Source organism: Campylobacter devanensis (assembly GCF_002139915.1).
GTDB classification, from domain to species: domain Bacteria; phylum Campylobacterota; class Campylobacteria; order Campylobacterales; family Campylobacteraceae; genus Campylobacter; species Campylobacter devanensis.
This window is the reverse complement of sequence record NZ_CP018788.1, coordinates 858,365-875,858: the sequence shown is the minus strand read 5'-3', so window position 1 is coordinate 875,858 and position 17,494 is coordinate 858,365. Positions and strand designations below refer to the sequence as shown.

Here is a 17,494-nt window from a genome sequence, read left to right as displayed (position 1 = left end):
ATACCCTTAAGTTAATCTTATATAAATTCTTTTTGGTGCTGGATAACCTTCTATTGTCTTAGAGTCATCATTTGGGTCTAAAAAGTCACTAAGACTTTGCCCATCTATCCACTCTGTTTTGCGCTGTTCAAACAAGTCAGTTTCCTTAGTAGCTAAAATTTCAAAACTTTTAAATTTAGCCCTTTGACACCAGTTTTTAAGAGCTTTAACACTTGGAATAAAGCTAATATTTGGAATTTTAGAGTAGCTACCATTAGGGCTTAGCACCATTTCATCATCACGCTCGATGTACATTGTATCTATAAATACCTCACCGCCTGGATTCATTGCTGATTTTAGCTCTTTTAGGCACTTTATTGGGTCGCTTCTGTGATATAAAACTCCAAGGCAAAATATTGTATCAAATTTACTTCCGCATTCAGGCAAGCTCTCTACACCAGCAATTTTAAACTCAATATCGCTTTTAATAAAGTGATTAATAAAACTAAATTGCAAAAATGCTAGCTCACTAGGGTCAAACCCGGTTATACTTTTTGGATTAAATTCGAGCATTTTAAACATATAATAGCCGTTATTACACCCCACATCTGCGACACTTTTACCTTTTAAATTTAGATATGGTTTTAAAATATTAAACTTAACAAAGCTTCTCCATTCGCTATCTATAAAAAGCTCATTTAGATTAAATGGTCCTTTTCGCCACGGCTTAAGCGCAACTGCAATTTCTTTAATCTCTTTAGTAAAATTTGGGATATTAATCCGCACACTTTCATCTAATGTAAGTTCACAATTATCACTAGGCAGCTGCAAAATTTGCTTTAAAAGCTCATCGTAAGATTTATTATTCATATATCTCTTTCCAATCTACTAAATTCTCATCACACTTTTTGTGATATATACCAGCTGCATCGTAATACTCCTTACAACTGTTGTAGTATTTGTCTGAAATTCCTCGTTTATTTATCCAAAGGCACCCTTGTAAAAATAGTGCCAAAATCACAAATATAATCAAATTTTTCATAGTGATAATGTTACCATTATTTTGTTTAATTTTGATATAATTTTATAAAAATTTGGAGTAAAATATGGAAATCTTGGATAAATTTAAAGAAATTTGCACTATTCCACATTGTAGTTTTGATGCTTTGCAGCTTAGAGATTATCTAGTTGATTTTGCTAAAAAGAGTGGATTTAGCGTTAGGATTGATGAATTTGATAATATCTATGCTATTAAAGGTAAGCCAAAAATTTGCTTGCAGTCACACTATGATATGGTTTGTGTAGGAGATGCGCCAAATATTGAGTTAATAGATGATGGCAAAATTTTACGAGCTAAAAATTCTAGCTTGGGCGCTGATAATGGAATTGGCGTAGCAATTATGATGGATATGATGGAGAAATTTGAAAATCTTGAAGTGTTATTTAGTGCTAATGAAGAGGTTGGCTTGATTGGTGCAAATGGCTTTAATGGGCGCATTATAAGTGGTAGGCTTTTAAATCTTGATAGCGAACATGAAGATGGTGTATTTATAGGTTGTGCTGCTGGTGAGCTAATACATGCTAAGATTAAAGCTAGTAAAGTGCCGGCTAATAATAGACTTTATGAACTAAGTGTCTTAAATTTACCAGGCGGTCATAGCGGACTAGAGATTATTAAGGATATTCCAAATTCAATTAAAATATTAGCTGAATTTATTGCTAAAAATAATGGCAAAATTGTAGATATTAATGGCGGTGAGCGTAGCAACTCAATTCCTGTAAATGCTAAAGGGATAGTAATTTGTGATGAGATAATACATAGTGATGATAGGGTAGTGGTGCGTGAGCTTGGCGTTGGAGAGGAGGTATTAGAATTTGGAGATAATATTTTAGCATTAATTAATAGCTTTTCTCAAGGAGTACGAAGCTATGATGAGAATCTAAAAATAGTGCGTGATAGTATAAACTTATCAAGGATTAAGAGTAATGATGGCGTTATAGAGTTGGAGTTTTTTGCTCGTTCGATGAGTGAAGATGGGCTAGAGAGGCTTAAATTTGAGACTGCAAGCTTAGCAAAATTAGCAGGGTTTAAGGTAAGCTTTTTTGAGAGAAGTGGGGCTTGGACACCAAAAATTGGTGAATTTGCTAATGTTGTTTTGAAATTTATGCAAGAAAATAATCCTAAGGTTAAATTTCAAGCTGTTCATGCCGGGCTTGAGTGCGGCGTATTTGTCGCTAAGCAAAATGGATTAGAAGCTGCATCAATAGGGCCAAATATCTACTCTCCACATAGTATAAATGAACACTTAGAGATTGACTCACTAGAAAAAATAGCTAAAGTTGTAGAAAAAATAGTAGCATATTATCAAAAGTAAATAATTATGTAGCTTAGAGGGATTGCGCTTATGCTTTTATTGTAAAAAGCTAATAAGCTTTGATAAGAATTATATAAAAGTAATATAATTATAGTAAATATAATTTTTAATATATATCCTACCTTTTTATGGAGACAAATTTACCATAGGGAGGCTAACCCTATGAGCATAATTCCTGTTTAATAATTTAAAGTATAAGTAATATAGATAAGAATTATTTTTGGCTTAGATTATGAGATGCTCAATAATTTATTGACAAATATTAAAATATATTCTGAGTAAAATATAATCATATCTACATAGAATTTAAATCTGCGCTGTATTTTATGTAAAAATTTTGATGCTTGGATTCTTAGGCGTAGATTTCTACGCCATTAAAAAACTAGTTCATCGTGATTATAAATTAGATTCAATTATAAATAAATTATCTAAGCCAATCAAAAATTAATAAAAAGATAAAGCAATACAGCCACAATAAAGCTAATATAAAACTATATTAAAATCCAAGTCTATTCATTATATCTTTGATATTATGTTTGTTTTGGATTGGTTCTAGCTCCCAAATTGGGTTTTTAAGCTTCCAACCATTTTCGCATTGCTCAAACATATCGCCTCTAAATTTTTGGCAATACTCTAACACTTGGCTTGGTGTTAAGTCTAGATAAGAGGCCATCTTTTGCATATAAAATTCACCATATTTGCCATCAAGCTCACGAAGTAGATATTTACCTTCATCTTTAGTGATGTTTTTGCTTCTTAAATCATATGCTACATGATCGCTGCACTGTCCAAAGCCAAATTTAATATATTTAAAATATTGATTAACAATGGTCATATATGTATCTAATTGAAAACATCTGCGATATGTACCTAGGTCATATGGATTGACATCTTTAGGATATATGCTAAGACCTCGCTCAATAGCAAATTTTGCATTATGTTGCATACTCCATTTGTTTGTATAATAATTTAGCCATACAGCAGTTACGCCCTTTTTGGTGAGTTCATCTACTGGAACTTTGTATAAAAATAGATCTTTTAGTTCAGTCTCTTCATCCATATAGATTTCTATTGGATTGTCTTTAAGTGTATTTGAATTTACGATATTTAGAGCGTTTCCACTACTATCTTGTAGATTATTTTTAGCACCTAGGGTAAGAGCAGCATTCTCACCTTGTAATATCATAGGGATATTAAACATATCAGCAATTATATATGCTGAGGCATAAAGCGTGTATTCAAGAGGTTTTACGGGATTTAGATACTCCCAAAATGCTTTTTTTATCAGCTTTTTTGCTAAATTTCTATTTGGATTTATAGATATTGTCTCAAAACCATGACGCTTTAAATTTTCAAAATTTGCTCTTCCAATTGGCGTGATATCCATCGGCTCGCAATTAACTAGTAAAACTCTAAGCCCTAAAATATCTCTAGCATAAAATGCTTGAAATGTAGAATCCTTGCCGCCACTAACACCAATAACGCAATCATATGCCCCTTTGGATTTAGTCTTAGCATTCTCAGCAATTGATTTTAGCTCATTCTCTCTAGCACTCCAGTTGATTATTTTAGACTCTTCTTCCCATAAACACGCACCGCAAACCCCATTTTTAAAAACTACCCCCGGGCGAGTATTTGTCTGCAGGCATCTGCTGCAATATTCCATTATATACCTCTATAAAATTAAATTAAAATAAAAAAAAAAAGGGGGGGGGGTAGATGGACTACCTCCCTTTTTTAGAAAGTTTTATATAATTAATATAGGCCAAATTTGCCATCATTTCTTTTGTATAAAACACGCATTTTAGCATCCATATCATTAAATACATAAAATTGCGCACCGCTATCTTTTAATTTAGTTAAAGCTTCTTCAACTTCCATTGGTTTGTATAATTCAAGTTCAGTTGGTACAATCTCATCAGCACCTTCGATTGATACTTCATCTACTATGATTCTAGACTCTTTTAGTTCATCGCTATTTTTGTGAGTTACTAGTTTGTCATGATGTCTGCGAAGTACTTTGCTAGCTCTATCAAGTGCTAAATCGATTGCAGCGTATAAATCTTTATCTTTTTGACGGATTACTATTGTATCTTTTTTAGCCAAGTTAATAGCAAACTCCACATCAAAGCCTTTTTTGCCATTTCTTTCATCAGCTGAGATTATGGCTTTAGCTGAGATTATATCTAGATTATACTTGCTAAGTGCCTCAAATGCGCTATCACAATAACTTTTGATAGATTCAGTTAATTCAAACTGTCTGCCTACTATACTTGTATTCATAGCATTCTCCTTTAAAAATTTGTGTTATTTTAGCATAAATATCCTTATTTAGGGCTTTTGGGTGGTTATTTTGCTTATTTTTATAGGAGTTATAGCTAGATTTGGATTGGTTTGGACTATGGTATGCATTATAGCTACGTCTATATTTGGAGTGGTAGCATTAATTTCTTTCCAAATTTTATCATTACATGCTGGAGGTATTTTACCGCCTATATAGCGCATAATTACAACTTCAGATTTTAAAATATAATCACTACTATTTGGATAAAATAGACTAAATTTACTTGGACAATTTTGGTTAAAATCATTTCGCTGAATTTGAGCAATGGCGTTTTGGGTAGCTGAAATGGCTATTAGTTTAGCTTGAGAGTGAAGGTAGAGATGATTAATACTAATAGTGGCAGTAGAACTAAGCGTGATGGTATTTAGCGCTAAGGCACTTATAGCAATGATAAACGCTACTGCTAAAATCAAGCTAAAACCACTTTTTAAACGATTTATTGCTTGTTTTTTCATAGGCTACTACTTTTGCAAAGCTCTATACCGTTTGATTCTTTTAAGCAAAGTTGAAAGATAATATTTGCGCCACTTTGTTTGATATTAAATGAACTTACATTGCGAGCAATTGGGTTGGAACGAATAGTTTTATTTAAATTATTTAGTTTAAATTCATTTAAATATAATGTGTTATTTTGCAAATTTAACGAGATTAGAGCGTGAGTTAGATAGTAAATTTCACTGATAAAAATAGGGCGATTTGGTCGTTTGATGGTTATTAGTTCATCTTTGGCACTTATGATTTTATGCGTATTTGAGTATATTTCATCACTTCCTTTAAATATGATTCTAATATCATTAAGTTTTAAATTGTTTAACACTTTATCATTTTTACTTGTATCAAATTTGCTTAGTGGCGAGTGCAGAGTGATTGTGTCATTTGTTGTTTGTATATTTAAGATATCAATAAATCCACTCCATTGATGATAGCTAGAGCTATTTTGTAGCGTCTCAAAGCTTTTGCTAAACCAGATAAATTCGCTAGCGCTCGCACTTTTATAGAGTGGCCGAATTTGAGAGCCATTTCTAGTGGAAATGGACTCTTTTATGCTTTGTTGAAGATAATTATTTATGATTAGCATAGTATTTGTAGCAGTAGATTCTAGTCGATTTGTGGCTGATATTTGTAGATAATTAGTATGTAAAGAGCTATAGATTTGTATCATAATTCCAGCTAAAATCCCGCCAATAACAATAACAAAGCTCATCTCAAGTAGGCTAAATGCGCTTTTAAATGTAATAGTATTTGACTTGGCGTAATTAGATATTTTATGGTTAAATTTAATAAAGCTAAATTTCATGGCGATGGGATTATTAAGCTTCTTATTAGCGGTTCGCCAATATTATAGCTATAACTATAAAATATAATAGGCTTAGTATTTGCTTTGGTTGTAAGCTTTATAGCAATAGCATCAGCTGGATTTTTTGTAGTATTTGTAGTAAATTTAAAATCATTTATAAATCCAACACTAATAGCATACTCTAAATTTAATAAATTTTTTGAATCTACTCCAGGTTTTAATAGCCCACTATCACCATTAAAGCCATTAATGCTATTTTTGGCAGTGTTGATTTTATTTGGCGTAATTTTAGATATTACTCTACTAGTAAGAGAATTTAATGGTAACTCACTACTATAATAAATCGGCTGAGCTAAACTAGGGCTAATAGCATCATTCCATGGATGGGCAATAATATTTGATAGTTTAGTATAGCTAGCTGTAACCGCCTCAGATAATATAGCATCATTTGTACTTTTAACTGAAATTTGCAAAATTGATGGAAGCGACGATAGTGCAATAGCTACAATAATAATTGATAAAATAAGCTCCAAAGATGAAAAGGCGTAACGCATAGATATCGTGGCTCGTGTGAGCCACTACAAGGATTTATTGTTTTTGGACATAAGCGCTGATTTTTTCTGCTTGACCGAAATTTGGATAGTAGCGATTGTCTAAGACAATTTGTGCTAGCGTAGCAGCAGTTGTGTTGCAAAGTACTGGTGCTAAGAAATTCACAGTAGATTCTTCGATAGGACTGCTGATAGCGACAATAGCATAAAGCTCTAATTTAGAGTTATCATCTATTTGAAGTAGATTTTTGTATGGAGTTGGGATATCAAACTCATAATCAGGGCGAAGCGCATATGGATTAATCATAGTAAAAGATGTTTTGCTATCTACATCTTGCATTTTAACAAAGAAATCATCAATTTTAGTTATCTCAACCTCTTTGATGTTTTCAAATCCAGGGATAGGGTTTTTAACAGAAAATTTCACTTTACTCTCCTTAAAAATTGGGTTTGTCGTATTGTAGCATTTTTTGTTCCAAATTCATAGGGTTTGAGCGTAATTTATAAAATTTTTTCTTATAACGCATAAATTTACCAAAATATTGCTATAATCACCAAATTTTAATCAGATGAAGGAAAATTAATGAATATAAAATTCAAATCTGCTATTTTAGCTTTGTCTTTGGCTTTGTTAGCAGGTTGTGGTGCAAAAAAAGATAACGAACTATATAATCTCACTCCAGATCAATGGTATAACCAAATTTTAAATGATATCAAAGATGCAGACCTAGAATCAGCAGATAAGCACTATATATCATTTGCTAGTGAGCATGTAGCAAGCCCATATTTAGAGCAAGTTTTAGTAATTATGGCAAATGCTCATGTAGATGAAGGAGAGTATAAGATGGCTAACTTCTACCTAGATGAATATATCAAAAAATATGGTACAAAAGATAGCATAGAATATATCCAATATCTAAAGATAAAAGCAAATTTTGATTCATTTAGCAAACCAAATCGCAATCAAAAGTTGATTCAAGATAGTATTTCGCAGATTAATGAATTCTTAACAAACTATCCAAATACTCAATATAAGCCACTATTAGAGACTATGTTGATTAAATTTAGACTGGCTGAATACTATTTAAATATTGATATTTATGAACTATACAATAGATTAGATAAAGATGATTCAGCAGCAATTTATCAAGATAGAATTGATATTTCACCACTAAATGATATTAATTCAACTAAAGCCAAATTGCCTTGGTATATGACGCCATTTGAGTAGGAGAGAGTATGAGTTTGGCAAATTTACCTATTATAGTTGAAGATGAGCTATTTTTATACCCATTTATGATTACGCCAATATTTTTAAGTGATGAAAAAAATATAAAAGCGTTAGATATGGCAATTAATGATAGTAGTGCGGTTATGGTAGTGTGTTCTAAGCTCGCACATTCTGGAGAGAGAGATTTTGAATCTATTTATGAATATGGAGTAATTGGCAATGTAATGCGTCGTGTGGCGATGCCTGATGGCAGAGTGAAAATTTTATTTCAAGGATTAAGCCGTGGCAAGATTACACAACCTATAAGTAGCGATCCGCTAATTGCTCAAGTCCAAAGCGTTGGATTAGAAGAGTTTGAATCAAGTAAAATCGAAGCAGGTCTAAATGTGTTAAAAGAGAGCGTAAAAAGCTTAAGCTTGCTAAATCACTTCTTTCCACCTGATCTACTTCGTGCTATTGATGATAGCAATGAAGCTAGTAGGGTTTGTGATTTGGTTTGTAGTGCATTGCATCTTAAAAAGGATATAGCATATGGGTTTTTTACCCAGCTAAATTTAGAACAAAAAATACTAGATATCATAGAATATTTAAATGCGCAAATTGAAACAAATAAACTTCAAAAAGAGATAAAAAGCAAGGTAAGCTCCAAGCTAGATAGGGCAAATAAAGAGTATTTCTTAAAAGAGCAATTAAAAGAAATTCAGCGTGAGCTAGGAATGGATTTAGATAAAGAGGCTCAAATAACACAGTATAGAAATAAGCTTGAGGCTGGGCGTAAATTTATGAGTGATGATGCTTATAAAGAGATAGAAAAAAATATCTCAAAACTAAGCAAAATGCATACTGATAGTGCAGAATCTAGTATGACTAGTAGCTATTTAGACTGGGCGCTTGATATGCCATTTGGTAAATTTAGTACCAAAAAACTCACGGTAAAAGATGTTCAAAAAGAGTTAGATAGCGACCATTTTGGACTTGAAAAGCCAAAAAGTAGAATTGTGGAGTATTTTGGACTTAAGGAGCTTTTGCATAGTAGGGGACTTGAAGATAATAAAGGAGCAATTTTATGTTTTGTAGGACCTCCTGGAATTGGTAAGACAAGCTTAGCAAACTCAATCTCAAATGCTTTAAAAAGGGAATTAGTGCGAATTGCACTTGGTGGGCTTGAAGATGTTAATGAGTTAAGAGGTCATCGCAGAACATATATAGGGGCAATGCCTGGGCGAATTGTTCAGGGTTTAATCGAAGCCAAAAGTATGAATCCAGTGGTGGTATTAGATGAGATTGACAAGGTAGCACGCTCATATAAGGGTGATCCAACTGCTGTATTACTTGAGATATTAGATCCTGAACAAAATAGTAAATTTAGAGATTATTATCTAAATTTTCATATAGATTTAAGTAAGGTAATATTTATAGCAACAGCAAATGATGCTAGTGCTATACCGGCTCCACTTCGTGATAGAATGGAATTTATCTGGCTAAATAGCTATACGCCACAAGAAAAATTTGAGATAGCAAAGCGATATTTATGGCCTAATGAGCTTAAAAAACATGGATTAAAAAGTAGCGAGGTAGTAATTAAAAAGGATGCTTTAAATCTACTAATTAGCGATTATACTAGAGAGAGCGGGGTAAGAAATTTACGCCATAGAATAGCTGATATTTTGCGTAAATCCGCGCTTGAAATATTGAGCGAACAGACAAAAAAGATATCTATAACTACTAAAAATTTAGAAAATTATCTAGATAAAAAGGTTTTTGAAATCACAGTTATAAGTGGCAAAAATGAGATTGGTATCGCAAATGGATTAGCCTGGACAGCAGTTGGCGGAGATGTGTTAAAAATTGAAGCATTAAAGATAAAAGGCAAGGGCGCTATGCAAATTACAGGTCAGCTTGGCGATGTAATGAAAGAGTCTGCTACAATAGCTTTTAGCCTTGTAAAAAGCCTTATAGATAAGGGTGAAATTTGTATTTCAAAAAATTTAATTCAAAAAGATAAAGATGGCATAGATATGGCAGTTTATGATAGTTATGATTTGCATATTCATGTTCCAGAGGGTGCTACGCCAAAGGATGGACCAAGTGCTGGAATAACAATGACTACTGTAATTGCTTCAATTTTAAGCGATACGCCAATCTATAGCGATGTAGCAATGACTGGTGAGATTACACTAAGTGGCAAGGTATTACCAATTGGCGGCTTAAAAGAGAAACTAATTGCTGCATATAAAGCTGGGGTAAAAAAAGCAATAATACCGCTTAAAAATTATGACCGAGACTTAAAAGATATCCCACAACAAGTAAGAGATAATATGGAGATAATTGGCGTTGAAGATATTACTGAAGTTTTAAAAGTTGCTTTAGTCAAATAAATATTGCTTATACGAAGTTAAGTATGTAAAGTATAAATACAATAAAAAGTCAGTGGTTTTTAGGTTGGCTAATTATCAAGGATAGTATTAAACTATTTTATTTTAAGAGTCATTTTAGGCTCTTAAAACCAATATGTTAGCTATGATTTATAATGATAATTTAATATATTTTATTAGCCTTTAATTAAATTTAATGTAGAATTATCCTTATTTAAAGGGGATTTTTTGAGATATTTGGCTTTGATATTTTTGATTTTTGCTTCTGCTTTTGGTGCTGATACGGTTACTGTGCCTACTATGAATCTTAATTTGAGCGCACCAGATACACCACAACAACTAGTAACTAGCTTAAATGTTTTAGTAGTCTTAACTATATTAGCCTTGGCGCCATCTTTGATATTTATAATGACTAGTTTTTTGCGATTGGTTATTGTATTTTCATTTTTGCGTCAAGCTATGGGTACTCAGCAGATGCCACCTACAAGTGTGCTTATATCTATAGCTTTGATACTTACATTTTTTATTATGGAACCAGTGGCTAAGCAGAGTTATGAACAGGGGATAAAGCCATATTTAGATGAGCAAATCAGCTATCAAGAGGCCTTTGATAAAGGGGCAAAGCCATTTAAAGAATTTATGATACGAAACACTAGAGAGAAAGATTTGGCCTTATTTTATCGTATTCGCCAGCTTCCTAATCCAACAACTATAGATGATGTCCCTTTGACTATAGCAGCACCCGCTTTTATAATTAGTGAGCTTAAAACAGCATTTGAGATAGGATTTTTGTTGTATTTGCCATTTTTAGTTATTGATATGGTAGTAAGCTCTGTATTGATGGCTATGGGTATGATGATGTTACCACCTGTTATGATATCTTTGCCATTTAAATTGCTGATCTTTGTCTTAGTAGATGGATGGAATTTACTAGTTGGCAATCTAGTCCAAAGCTTCAAGTAGCTACAAAGTATAAAATAGGCATTGTAATAAAGATAGTTATCATACCTATAGCTACACTTGAGATAGCCAAATTTGAATCTAGATTGGCTTTTAATATCATAGCACTTGCTAATACCATCGGTGGAGTGGCGACTTCTATCAATCCTATTATCCACTCTTTGCTAAGCTCTATACCAAATATTTTAGTGATTGATAGAAATATAATTGGCGCTAATATCATCTTAGCAAAGATCACCACAGAACAGGCCTTATAAGAGCTTTTAATACTATTAAATCCAAGTCTAAGTCCGACAGCAAACAGAGCCACCGGCACCATACTACTAGATAGCATTTTCAAAGGCTCAAATATAATTTCAGGTAGATTAAAATTTTTAAGTATCACAGCCAAAGCCAGTGCGATAAATGGCGGAAATTTGATAATTTTAAGGCTATTTTGGATTATTGAGCTTTTCTTAGATGTCCCAAAACCCAAAATCAATGGCCCAAAAATGCTAATAGGCAGAGCCGTAACTACTTGATCAAATAAAATAACAATACTCAAAGCACTCTGGCCATATAATCCTTGAACAATAGGAATTCCGATAAATAAGGTATTGCCAAACATACTAAGGAGCGCTACACTAGCCAAAGTTGCGGTTGAAAATTTAAGCATAAATCCCATTGCTACAGCCACAAAAGCAGCTATCACTGATGAGATAAGTCCTACAAATACCATACTAATTAAATTTAAATCCACAACCAAATGATAGACTTTATCAAAAATCAAAGATGGCAAAGCAAACCACAAAACAAAATCCAAAAATACAATAGCCTTATTTGCCGAGATGATTCTTAATCTTTTAGCTACATATCCGCTAAATAGTAGTATAAACATCGAAAATAGAGAGTATATTATCATTTTTTAAACCTTTTTTGTATGTATAGATATATAATTGTAATTATAGCTACAGCTATCAATAAACAGATGGTGATTTGAGCTAAATACTCTTTGATAAGCTCTTTTTGATCGCCGATATAATACCCAATAGCGATCAAAATTGCCACCCAAATCCCCGCCCCAAGCGTGGTATAAAGGCTAAATGTAAAGATATTCATCTTAGCTAGTCCAGCTGGCAAGCTGATATATTGTCTAATTCCTGGGATTAAGCGACAATTAAATGTAGAGATTTCGCCATATTTGTTAAAAAATTTCTCAAATTTAGTCATCTTTTCATCTGTGATTCCTATGTATTTGCCATATTTTAATATAAAGGCTCTACCAAAAAAGTAGCATAAATAGTAGTTAAATATCGCTCCAGCAAGGCTACCTAATGCTCCAGCACCAAATGCTAGATATAAATTCATCTGCCCAGTATATACCAAATATCCAGCCGGTATCATGACAACTTCACTAGGAAAAGGGAAAAAGCTGCTCTCCAAAGCCATTAATAAAAATATCCCCAAATAGCCCCAATCAGCGACTAAACTCACTAGATAATTAATGATATTTTCTAGCATATCTAGCCTATTTATCTAAATTTTGAGCTAATAAAGTTTGCATTTTTGCTCTTGTATTTTCAAGCCAATTTTCATCACTAGTATCGACAATATCCATATAGATAACCTTAAATGAGCCGGAATGTACGCTAATGGTTTTACTATCTATAATCTTTCTTGAGCCAATTATAAGTACCGGTTGAACTACCAAATTTAGCTTATCAGCGATGATATTTGCGCCACTTTTGAATTTTAAAATCTTATCCCCATCTCCACGAGTACCTTCAGGAAATATAGCTATGACTCTACCTTCACTAACTCTCTCTTTAGCTAATTTTATGATTTTTGGTAGTGATCTTGGGTCCTTGCGATCTATTGATATCATTTTTGGTACCCGAATGATATTTCCAAAAAATGGTAAATCCTCTATCTCTTTTTTAGCAATCCAACAGATATTAGCTGGATGAATTTCTTCAAGTGCCATTATATCTAGCATACTTTGATGGTTAGCTATTATCATATTTGCACGTGGGTCTGGGCTACCTATTACATCAATTTTATAACCGATTAAAAACCTTTGCATTTTTGTCCATTTTCGCCTTATCCATAGATTACTAGATGGTGCAATGAAAAATATCAGCACCACGATAATTACGCTTATGGTGATTTCTATGGCGTATAGCCAATTTTTTATCTTATTTAATACTTTCATTTTCTACCCAGCCTATAGTTTCATTTTGTAGGATAATTTTGGTGAAATTTTCATTTTTGGTAATAATTTTGACATTTTGTTCTTTAGCTGCAATAGCAAAAATAGTTGAATTTGGCATAGGCAAGATTCTTATTTTACTATTTGCTTTAAGTTTTGCTTCGCTAAAAGGTTTATTATCATAGATTGCGTAAGCTATAAATGCTACTGCAATAATAAAGGAGTAGTAACTCTTTTTCCAGATAAAAAGTAGTAAAAATAATATAATTGCAATATAAATACTAAGTTCTTTATATAGTCGAAACTCACCCTCTTTAGGATTAAGTGGTACTTGAGTACTTAAATCATTATCTTGGAGTTTGATATCTAAATTTAACTCTTTAAAAATATTTTGAGTGTAATCGTAGTAACTAAAGTTTATATTAGTTTTATTATTATCACTTATTATAAAATAAATTCCAGTTTGATTTTTATAGTCGCCTTTTAGGCTATCAAAACCTTGCTTTTGAAATTCTCCTGGTATTTGGAATAGACTTAAATTTCCATTTTTACTTGCTAGTTCTATGGTAGTTAAATTTGAGTATTCATTAAATTTTGAACTTTTTACCATCTTTATCTCTAAATTTTCTCCGACAAAATTGGCAAAATCAGTTCGTAATTGAATATTTTTAATCTTTGGAAGATCAGGCTTTATTGTTTTATTTTGAACAAAAATTCCATTTCTTTTTAGCGTGAGCGTTAGAGCATCAATATTAGATTGAGCGCTACTAGCTATTAGATGGATTGTAGTTTCGTAAATTCCAGCGGATTTTTTTTTCCATAGCGGCTTTGGATTTAGCCAAGTTATATCAGTAGAGCGCATAGTAAGATTCATATCAAAATCTAGAACTTTATCTGTATTAGCAGTTAAATTTAAGGTAAAAGGCTGATAGATATATATTGATCTTTCTTTTATTTGGCTTGTGAGAACTAACTCAATTGGATCAATATTTTGATAAATTAACGATGGATCAATATCTATAACCTCATCAGTATCAGCTATACCTTGCATCTGCTCATTAGTGATGCGTTGTCCAAATGGCGTAGGCTCGCTAAAACCTACGCTAATTAGCAAAATAAGCGCAAAAATAGCCCTTAGCAAAGAAATCCTTTAAGCATTTTAGCTCCATCAGTGCTACCTAAAATACTCTCTACGGCTCTTTCAGGATGAGGCATAAGGCCAAATATATTTTTATCTTTATTGCAAATTCCAGCTATATTATCTACTGAACCATTTACGCTAATTTCATTGCCATCTTTATCGCAATATTTTAAGAGTACGCAATCATCATCATATAATTTTTTAATTGTATCGCTGTTTGCATAGTAGTTGCCCTCACCATGAGCTAAAGGGATATTTATTAGATCAGAGTTGTTAAAATTTGATAAGAATTTATTGTTATTAGATATTACTTTTAAATGGTTAAATTTGCTAATGAAGCTCATATTTTCATTTCTTCTCATTGCGCCAGGTAAAAGCCCGCTCTCTAAAAGCATCTGAAAACCATTACAAATTCCAAGTAGCAATCCGCCGTTTTTAGCGTGATTTATTACTGTTTGCATTGCTGGGCTAAACTTAGCAATAGCAGCAGTTCTAAGATAATCACCATAGCTAAATCCGCCAGGCAATACTATCAAATCAGCCTTAAAATCTGTTTGTTTATGCCAGATAATCTCTGAGTCAAATCCTAGTAAATCAAAAGCGTATTTAGTATCTCTTTCGCAGTTTGTACCAGGGAAATTAATGATAGCTACTCTCATTTTTAGCCTTTTAGAATCTCATAATCTTCTATAACTGTATTTGCTAGTAGCTCTTCGCACATATTTTTAATCTGTTCATCAGTAGTGTTATCACTTAGGTCTAAGATAATTTGTTTGCCAATTCTTACATCATCTACGCCATTAAAACCAAGACTTTCTAAAGCGTGTTTAGTAGCTTTACCTGCTGGGTCTAATACGCCATTTTTTAGATATACATTTACAATTACTTTCATCATTTATCCTTTAAATTTAATTATGATAAAATTCTACGCAAAACCTCTTCATATGCCACTTTGACACTACCAAGGTCTTGGCGAAATCTATCTTTATCCATCTTTTCACCAGTATCAACATCCCAAAATCTACAACTATCAGGACTAATCTCATCAGCTAGCAAGATATTTCCATCTTTATCAATACCAAATTCAACTTTAAAATCAACAAGTTTTAACCCTTTTGAAGCAAAAAATGGTTGAAGAACAGAGTTAATTTGTCTACCTAAATGGCGTAAAGTTGCTAAATCTTGTTCGCTTTGTACGATATCAAGTAAAATTGCGTGTTCGTCATTAATTAGCGGATCGCCTAGTGCATCATCTTTATAGTAAAACTCAACTAAAGTAAATGGTAATACTGTAGCTTCTTTTATGCCTAGTCTTTTGCTAAGACTACCAGTGGCGATATTTCTTACTACTACTTCTAATGGAATGATTGAGCATTTTTTGACTAGTTGTTCAGTTGGGCTGATGCTTTCAACTAAGGCTGTTTCTATGCCATTTTCTTTTAAAAGTTTGAAAATAGCAGTTGAAATTTGGTTATTTAAAGCACCTTTTCCCTCTTCGTTGCCCTTTTTTTCAGCGTTAAATGCTGTTAGATCATCTTTAAATTCAGCTATTAATAGCTCATCATTGCCTTTAACACTCCACATTTTTTTACCTTTACCTTCGTAAAGTAACTCTGATTTTTCCATACTTTTTCTCCTTACTTGATGTTTAAAATTTTTATGGAATCTACTGCAGTTTTTAACTGAATATCATCATAAATTTGTTTTTGAGTTATTATGTTTTTGTTATTTGTCTCTTTTTTCTTATTTTTTGGTTCAATTTTATCTAATTCACTCTCTAAATGTTGCTTTAAATCAGCCTCTTTGATATTAAATCCACTCTCATTATTTGGCACTTTGCCAGGATATACCACTATATCTGGAGTTACGCCTACAGCCTGAATAGTTCTACCACTTGGGAGATAATATCTTGCTACTGTTAATCTTAGAGCCTCTTTTTTATCTACTGGCATAATGACTTGGACGCTACCTTTACCAAAGCTATTTTCACCAATTACTACAGCTCTTTTTAGATCTTGCAATGCACCACTGACTATTTCACTAGCACTAGCACTTCCACCATTTATAAGGACTGCTAATGGAGCGTTTGTTATGAAGTTGCCTTTTTGTGCTGAGTGGATCTCATCTTCATTTTTGTCTCTACCTTTTTGAGAGACTATAACACCACTTTCAACAAATAAATTTGTAAGCCCAACAGCTTGATTTAACAATCCACCCGGATTGTTTCTTAAATCTAAGATTATGCCGCTAGCTTTTGGATATTTTTTGATAAATTCTCTAGCTTTTTTAGTTACATGTTGGTCAAAATTTGTAACTCTTAGATATAGGATATTTTCATCTTCAATCATTTTGGCTTGAACTGATTCTACGGTGATTATATCTCTTATTATATTTAGATCAAATGGCTTTTTTTCGCCTTGTCTTACGATAGTTATTTGTACAGGTGTATTTGGTTTGCCACGCATTTTATTTACAGCTTCATCAATTGTGATATTTATAGTAGATTCGCCATCTATTCTTAAAATTACATCGCCAGATTTCACACCGGCTTTATAAGCTGGAGTATCGTCTATTGGTGCAATTACAGTTAAAGCTCCATCTTTAATTCCTACAGTAATACCAAGTCCTCCAAATTCGCCTTTAGTTTGAATTTGCATATCTTTAAATGCTTTTTCATCTAAATATCCAGAATGAGCATCTAGGTTTGTTAAGAGTCCAGATATGGTTTTATCTACGATTTGGGTAAAATTTATATCATCTACATAGTATTTTTCTACTACGGCTATTGTTTTGGTTAGCTTTGATAGGGCTTCTATTCTACTATCTTGGGAGGTTTGAGCATTTAGGGCAATAGCACTAGCAGCCATCACGCTTACAAAACCAGATAGTTGTAAAATTTTACTACTTTTCAACATATAACTCCAAAAAATTAAAATCAATAATTTTACCCAAAAATATATTAATTTAAAGTAAAAAATCTAAATTCAAATTAAATCTAAATTGGATTAAATTTGGCCAAACCTTGACAAATATAGACTAAAGTTATATAATAC

Annotated in this window: 20 protein-coding genes; 4 read left to right on the top strand and 16 right to left on the bottom strand. The window is 32.5% G+C overall.

The window, feature by feature from the left end:
- Positions 1 to 6 precede the first annotated feature (6 nt).
- Both cmoB and CIGN_RS04345 read right to left on the bottom strand, forming a co-directional pair.
- Positions 7 to 849, bottom strand: a complete 843-nt coding sequence (gene cmoB / locus CIGN_RS04350; protein WP_086302376.1) for a tRNA 5-methoxyuridine(34)/uridine 5-oxyacetic acid(34) synthase CmoB — start codon at positions 847 to 849, stop codon at positions 7 to 9.
- The gene (locus tag CIGN_RS04345; RefSeq protein WP_086224448.1) at positions 842 to 1,021 is read right to left on the bottom strand and encodes a hypothetical protein; all 180 of its coding nucleotides are present in this window, start codon (positions 1,019 to 1,021) and stop codon (positions 842 to 844) included. Before CIGN_RS04345 ends, cmoB begins: the two co-directional genes overlap by 8 nt.
- 64 nt (positions 1,022 to 1,085) lie before the next feature.
- Here CIGN_RS04345 and CIGN_RS04340 point away from each other — a divergent pair, with 64 nt between their 5' ends.
- On the top strand, positions 1,086 to 2,354 hold the full coding sequence (locus CIGN_RS04340; RefSeq protein WP_086302374.1) for a M20/M25/M40 family metallo-hydrolase: 1,269 nt from the start codon (positions 1,086 to 1,088) through the stop codon (positions 2,352 to 2,354).
- A gap of 496 nt (positions 2,355 to 2,850) precedes the next feature.
- Here CIGN_RS04340 and CIGN_RS04335 read toward each other — a convergent pair whose 3' ends face one another.
- The 6 genes from CIGN_RS04335 to fliW all read right to left on the bottom strand — a co-directional run bounded on the left by CIGN_RS04335 (position 2,851) and on the right by fliW (position 6,973).
- Positions 2,851 to 4,020: an N-acetyl sugar amidotransferase gene (locus CIGN_RS04335; RefSeq protein ID WP_086235306.1), complete on the bottom strand. Its 1,170-nt coding sequence runs from the start codon at positions 4,018 to 4,020 to the stop codon at positions 2,851 to 2,853.
- A gap of 89 nt (positions 4,021 to 4,109) precedes the next feature.
- Positions 4,110 to 4,637, bottom strand: coding sequence for a ribosome hibernation-promoting factor, HPF/YfiA family (gene hpf, locus CIGN_RS04330; protein WP_086302372.1), 528 nt, complete (start codon positions 4,635 to 4,637; stop codon positions 4,110 to 4,112).
- A gap of 48 nt (positions 4,638 to 4,685) precedes the next feature.
- The gene (locus CIGN_RS04325; protein WP_086302370.1) at positions 4,686 to 5,153 is read right to left on the bottom strand and encodes a type IV pilus modification PilV family protein; all 468 of its coding nucleotides are present in this window, start codon (positions 5,151 to 5,153) and stop codon (positions 4,686 to 4,688) included.
- Positions 5,150 to 5,995: a type II secretion system protein gene (locus tag CIGN_RS04320; RefSeq protein WP_086233221.1), complete on the bottom strand. Its 846-nt coding sequence runs from the start codon at positions 5,993 to 5,995 to the stop codon at positions 5,150 to 5,152. The genes CIGN_RS04325 and CIGN_RS04320 overlap by 4 nt, the downstream gene beginning before the upstream one ends.
- Entirely contained in the window at positions 5,992 to 6,549 is a 558-nt protein-coding gene (locus CIGN_RS04315; RefSeq protein ID WP_086245578.1) for a hypothetical protein, read from the bottom strand. The genes CIGN_RS04320 and CIGN_RS04315 overlap by 4 nt, the downstream gene beginning before the upstream one ends.
- Before the next feature lie 34 nt (positions 6,550 to 6,583).
- Positions 6,584 to 6,973, bottom strand: coding sequence for a flagellar assembly protein FliW (fliW, locus tag CIGN_RS04310; RefSeq protein ID WP_086229044.1), 390 nt, complete (start codon positions 6,971 to 6,973; stop codon positions 6,584 to 6,586).
- 156 nt (positions 6,974 to 7,129) lie between these two features.
- On the opposite strand from fliW, the gene CIGN_RS04305 reads away from it, so the two are divergent.
- The 3 genes from CIGN_RS04305 (at position 7,130) to fliP (ending at position 11,115) form a co-directional block, all read left to right on the top strand.
- A complete protein-coding gene (locus CIGN_RS04305; RefSeq protein ID WP_086227070.1) occupies positions 7,130 to 7,777 on the top strand; it encodes an outer membrane protein assembly factor BamD in 648 nt (215 codons plus the stop codon).
- An 8-nt stretch (positions 7,778 to 7,785) separates the two neighbouring features.
- Complete coding sequence (lon, locus tag CIGN_RS04300; protein ID WP_086252478.1) at positions 7,786 to 10,155, top strand: endopeptidase La; 2,370 nt, start codon at positions 7,786 to 7,788, stop codon at positions 10,153 to 10,155.
- A 234-nt stretch (positions 10,156 to 10,389) separates the two neighbouring features.
- Complete coding sequence (fliP, locus tag CIGN_RS04295) at positions 10,390 to 11,115, top strand: flagellar type III secretion system pore protein FliP (protein WP_236844796.1); 726 nt, start codon at positions 10,390 to 10,392, stop codon at positions 11,113 to 11,115.
- Here fliP and CIGN_RS04290 read toward each other — a convergent pair.
- From CIGN_RS04290 to CIGN_RS04255, 8 genes are read right to left on the bottom strand one after another with little or no spacing between them, the layout of a single operon-like run.
- Positions 11,108 to 12,013, bottom strand: coding sequence for an AEC family transporter (locus tag CIGN_RS04290; protein ID WP_086224462.1), 906 nt, complete (start codon positions 12,011 to 12,013; stop codon positions 11,108 to 11,110). The two genes, fliP and CIGN_RS04290, sit on opposite strands and share 8 nt — an antisense overlap.
- Entirely contained in the window at positions 12,010 to 12,612 is a 603-nt protein-coding gene (locus tag CIGN_RS04285; RefSeq protein WP_086288406.1) for a DedA family protein, read from the bottom strand. Before CIGN_RS04285 ends, CIGN_RS04290 begins: the two co-directional genes overlap by 4 nt.
- A 7-nt stretch (positions 12,613 to 12,619) precedes the next feature.
- Positions 12,620 to 13,303 (bottom strand): lysophospholipid acyltransferase family protein, encoded by a 684-nt coding sequence (locus tag CIGN_RS04280; protein ID WP_086253321.1) that lies wholly within the window; start codon positions 13,301 to 13,303, stop codon positions 12,620 to 12,622.
- Positions 13,287 to 14,441, bottom strand: a complete 1,155-nt coding sequence (locus CIGN_RS04275; protein WP_086302368.1) for a hypothetical protein — start codon at positions 14,439 to 14,441, stop codon at positions 13,287 to 13,289. The genes CIGN_RS04280 and CIGN_RS04275 overlap by 17 nt, the downstream gene beginning before the upstream one ends.
- Positions 14,435 to 15,100, bottom strand: a complete 666-nt coding sequence (purQ, locus tag CIGN_RS04270) for a phosphoribosylformylglycinamidine synthase subunit PurQ (protein WP_086302367.1) — start codon at positions 15,098 to 15,100, stop codon at positions 14,435 to 14,437. The genes CIGN_RS04275 and purQ overlap by 7 nt, the downstream gene beginning before the upstream one ends.
- Positions 15,101 to 15,102: 2 nt before the next feature.
- The gene (gene purS, locus CIGN_RS04265; protein WP_086224471.1) at positions 15,103 to 15,333 is read right to left on the bottom strand and encodes a phosphoribosylformylglycinamidine synthase subunit PurS; all 231 of its coding nucleotides are present in this window, start codon (positions 15,331 to 15,333) and stop codon (positions 15,103 to 15,105) included.
- Between the two features lie 20 nt (positions 15,334 to 15,353).
- The gene (purC, locus tag CIGN_RS04260) at positions 15,354 to 16,067 is read right to left on the bottom strand and encodes a phosphoribosylaminoimidazolesuccinocarboxamide synthase (RefSeq protein ID WP_086224473.1); all 714 of its coding nucleotides are present in this window, start codon (positions 16,065 to 16,067) and stop codon (positions 15,354 to 15,356) included.
- Positions 16,068 to 16,078: 11 nt separating this feature from the next.
- Positions 16,079 to 17,356, bottom strand: coding sequence for a S41 family peptidase (locus tag CIGN_RS04255; RefSeq protein WP_086233213.1), 1,278 nt, complete (start codon positions 17,354 to 17,356; stop codon positions 16,079 to 16,081).
- Positions 17,357 to 17,494 lie beyond the last annotated feature (138 nt).

Excerpts from the sequence above, each read along its gene's own strand:
- cmoB (WP_086302376.1), bottom strand. The coding sequence starts at position 849 with ATGAATAATAAATCTTACGATGAGCTTTTAAAGCAAATTTTGCAGCTG.
- CIGN_RS04345 (WP_086224448.1), bottom strand. The coding sequence starts at position 1,021 with ATGAAAAATTTGATTATATTTGTGATTTTGGCACTATTTTTACAAGGG.
- CIGN_RS04340 (WP_086302374.1), top strand. The coding sequence starts at position 1,086 with ATGGAAATCTTGGATAAATTTAAAGAAATTTGCACTATTCCACATTGT.
- CIGN_RS04335 (WP_086235306.1), bottom strand. The coding sequence starts at position 4,020 with ATGGAATATTGCAGCAGATGCCTGCAGACAAATACTCGCCCGGGGGTA.
- hpf (WP_086302372.1), bottom strand. The coding sequence starts at position 4,637 with ATGAATACAAGTATAGTAGGCAGACAGTTTGAATTAACTGAATCTATC.
- CIGN_RS04325 (WP_086302370.1), bottom strand. The coding sequence starts at position 5,153 with ATGAAAAAACAAGCAATAAATCGTTTAAAAAGTGGTTTTAGCTTGATT.
- CIGN_RS04320 (WP_086233221.1), bottom strand. The coding sequence starts at position 5,995 with ATGAAATTTAGCTTTATTAAATTTAACCATAAAATATCTAATTACGCC.
- CIGN_RS04315 (WP_086245578.1), bottom strand. The coding sequence starts at position 6,549 with ATGCGTTACGCCTTTTCATCTTTGGAGCTTATTTTATCAATTATTATT.
- CIGN_RS04305 (WP_086227070.1), top strand. The coding sequence starts at position 7,130 with ATGAATATAAAATTCAAATCTGCTATTTTAGCTTTGTCTTTGGCTTTG.
- lon (WP_086252478.1), top strand. The coding sequence starts at position 7,786 with ATGAGTTTGGCAAATTTACCTATTATAGTTGAAGATGAGCTATTTTTA.
- CIGN_RS04290 (WP_086224462.1), bottom strand. The coding sequence starts at position 12,013 with ATGATAATATACTCTCTATTTTCGATGTTTATACTACTATTTAGCGGA.
- CIGN_RS04285 (WP_086288406.1), bottom strand. The coding sequence starts at position 12,612 with ATGCTAGAAAATATCATTAATTATCTAGTGAGTTTAGTCGCTGATTGG.
- CIGN_RS04280 (WP_086253321.1), bottom strand. The coding sequence starts at position 13,303 with ATGAAAGTATTAAATAAGATAAAAAATTGGCTATACGCCATAGAAATC.
- purQ (WP_086302367.1), bottom strand. The coding sequence starts at position 15,100 with ATGAGAGTAGCTATCATTAATTTCCCTGGTACAAACTGCGAAAGAGAT.
- purS (WP_086224471.1), bottom strand. The coding sequence starts at position 15,333 with ATGAAAGTAATTGTAAATGTATATCTAAAAAATGGCGTATTAGACCCA.
- purC (WP_086224473.1), bottom strand. The coding sequence starts at position 16,067 with ATGGAAAAATCAGAGTTACTTTACGAAGGTAAAGGTAAAAAAATGTGG.
- CIGN_RS04255 (WP_086233213.1), bottom strand. The coding sequence starts at position 17,356 with ATGTTGAAAAGTAGTAAAATTTTACAACTATCTGGTTTTGTAAGCGTG.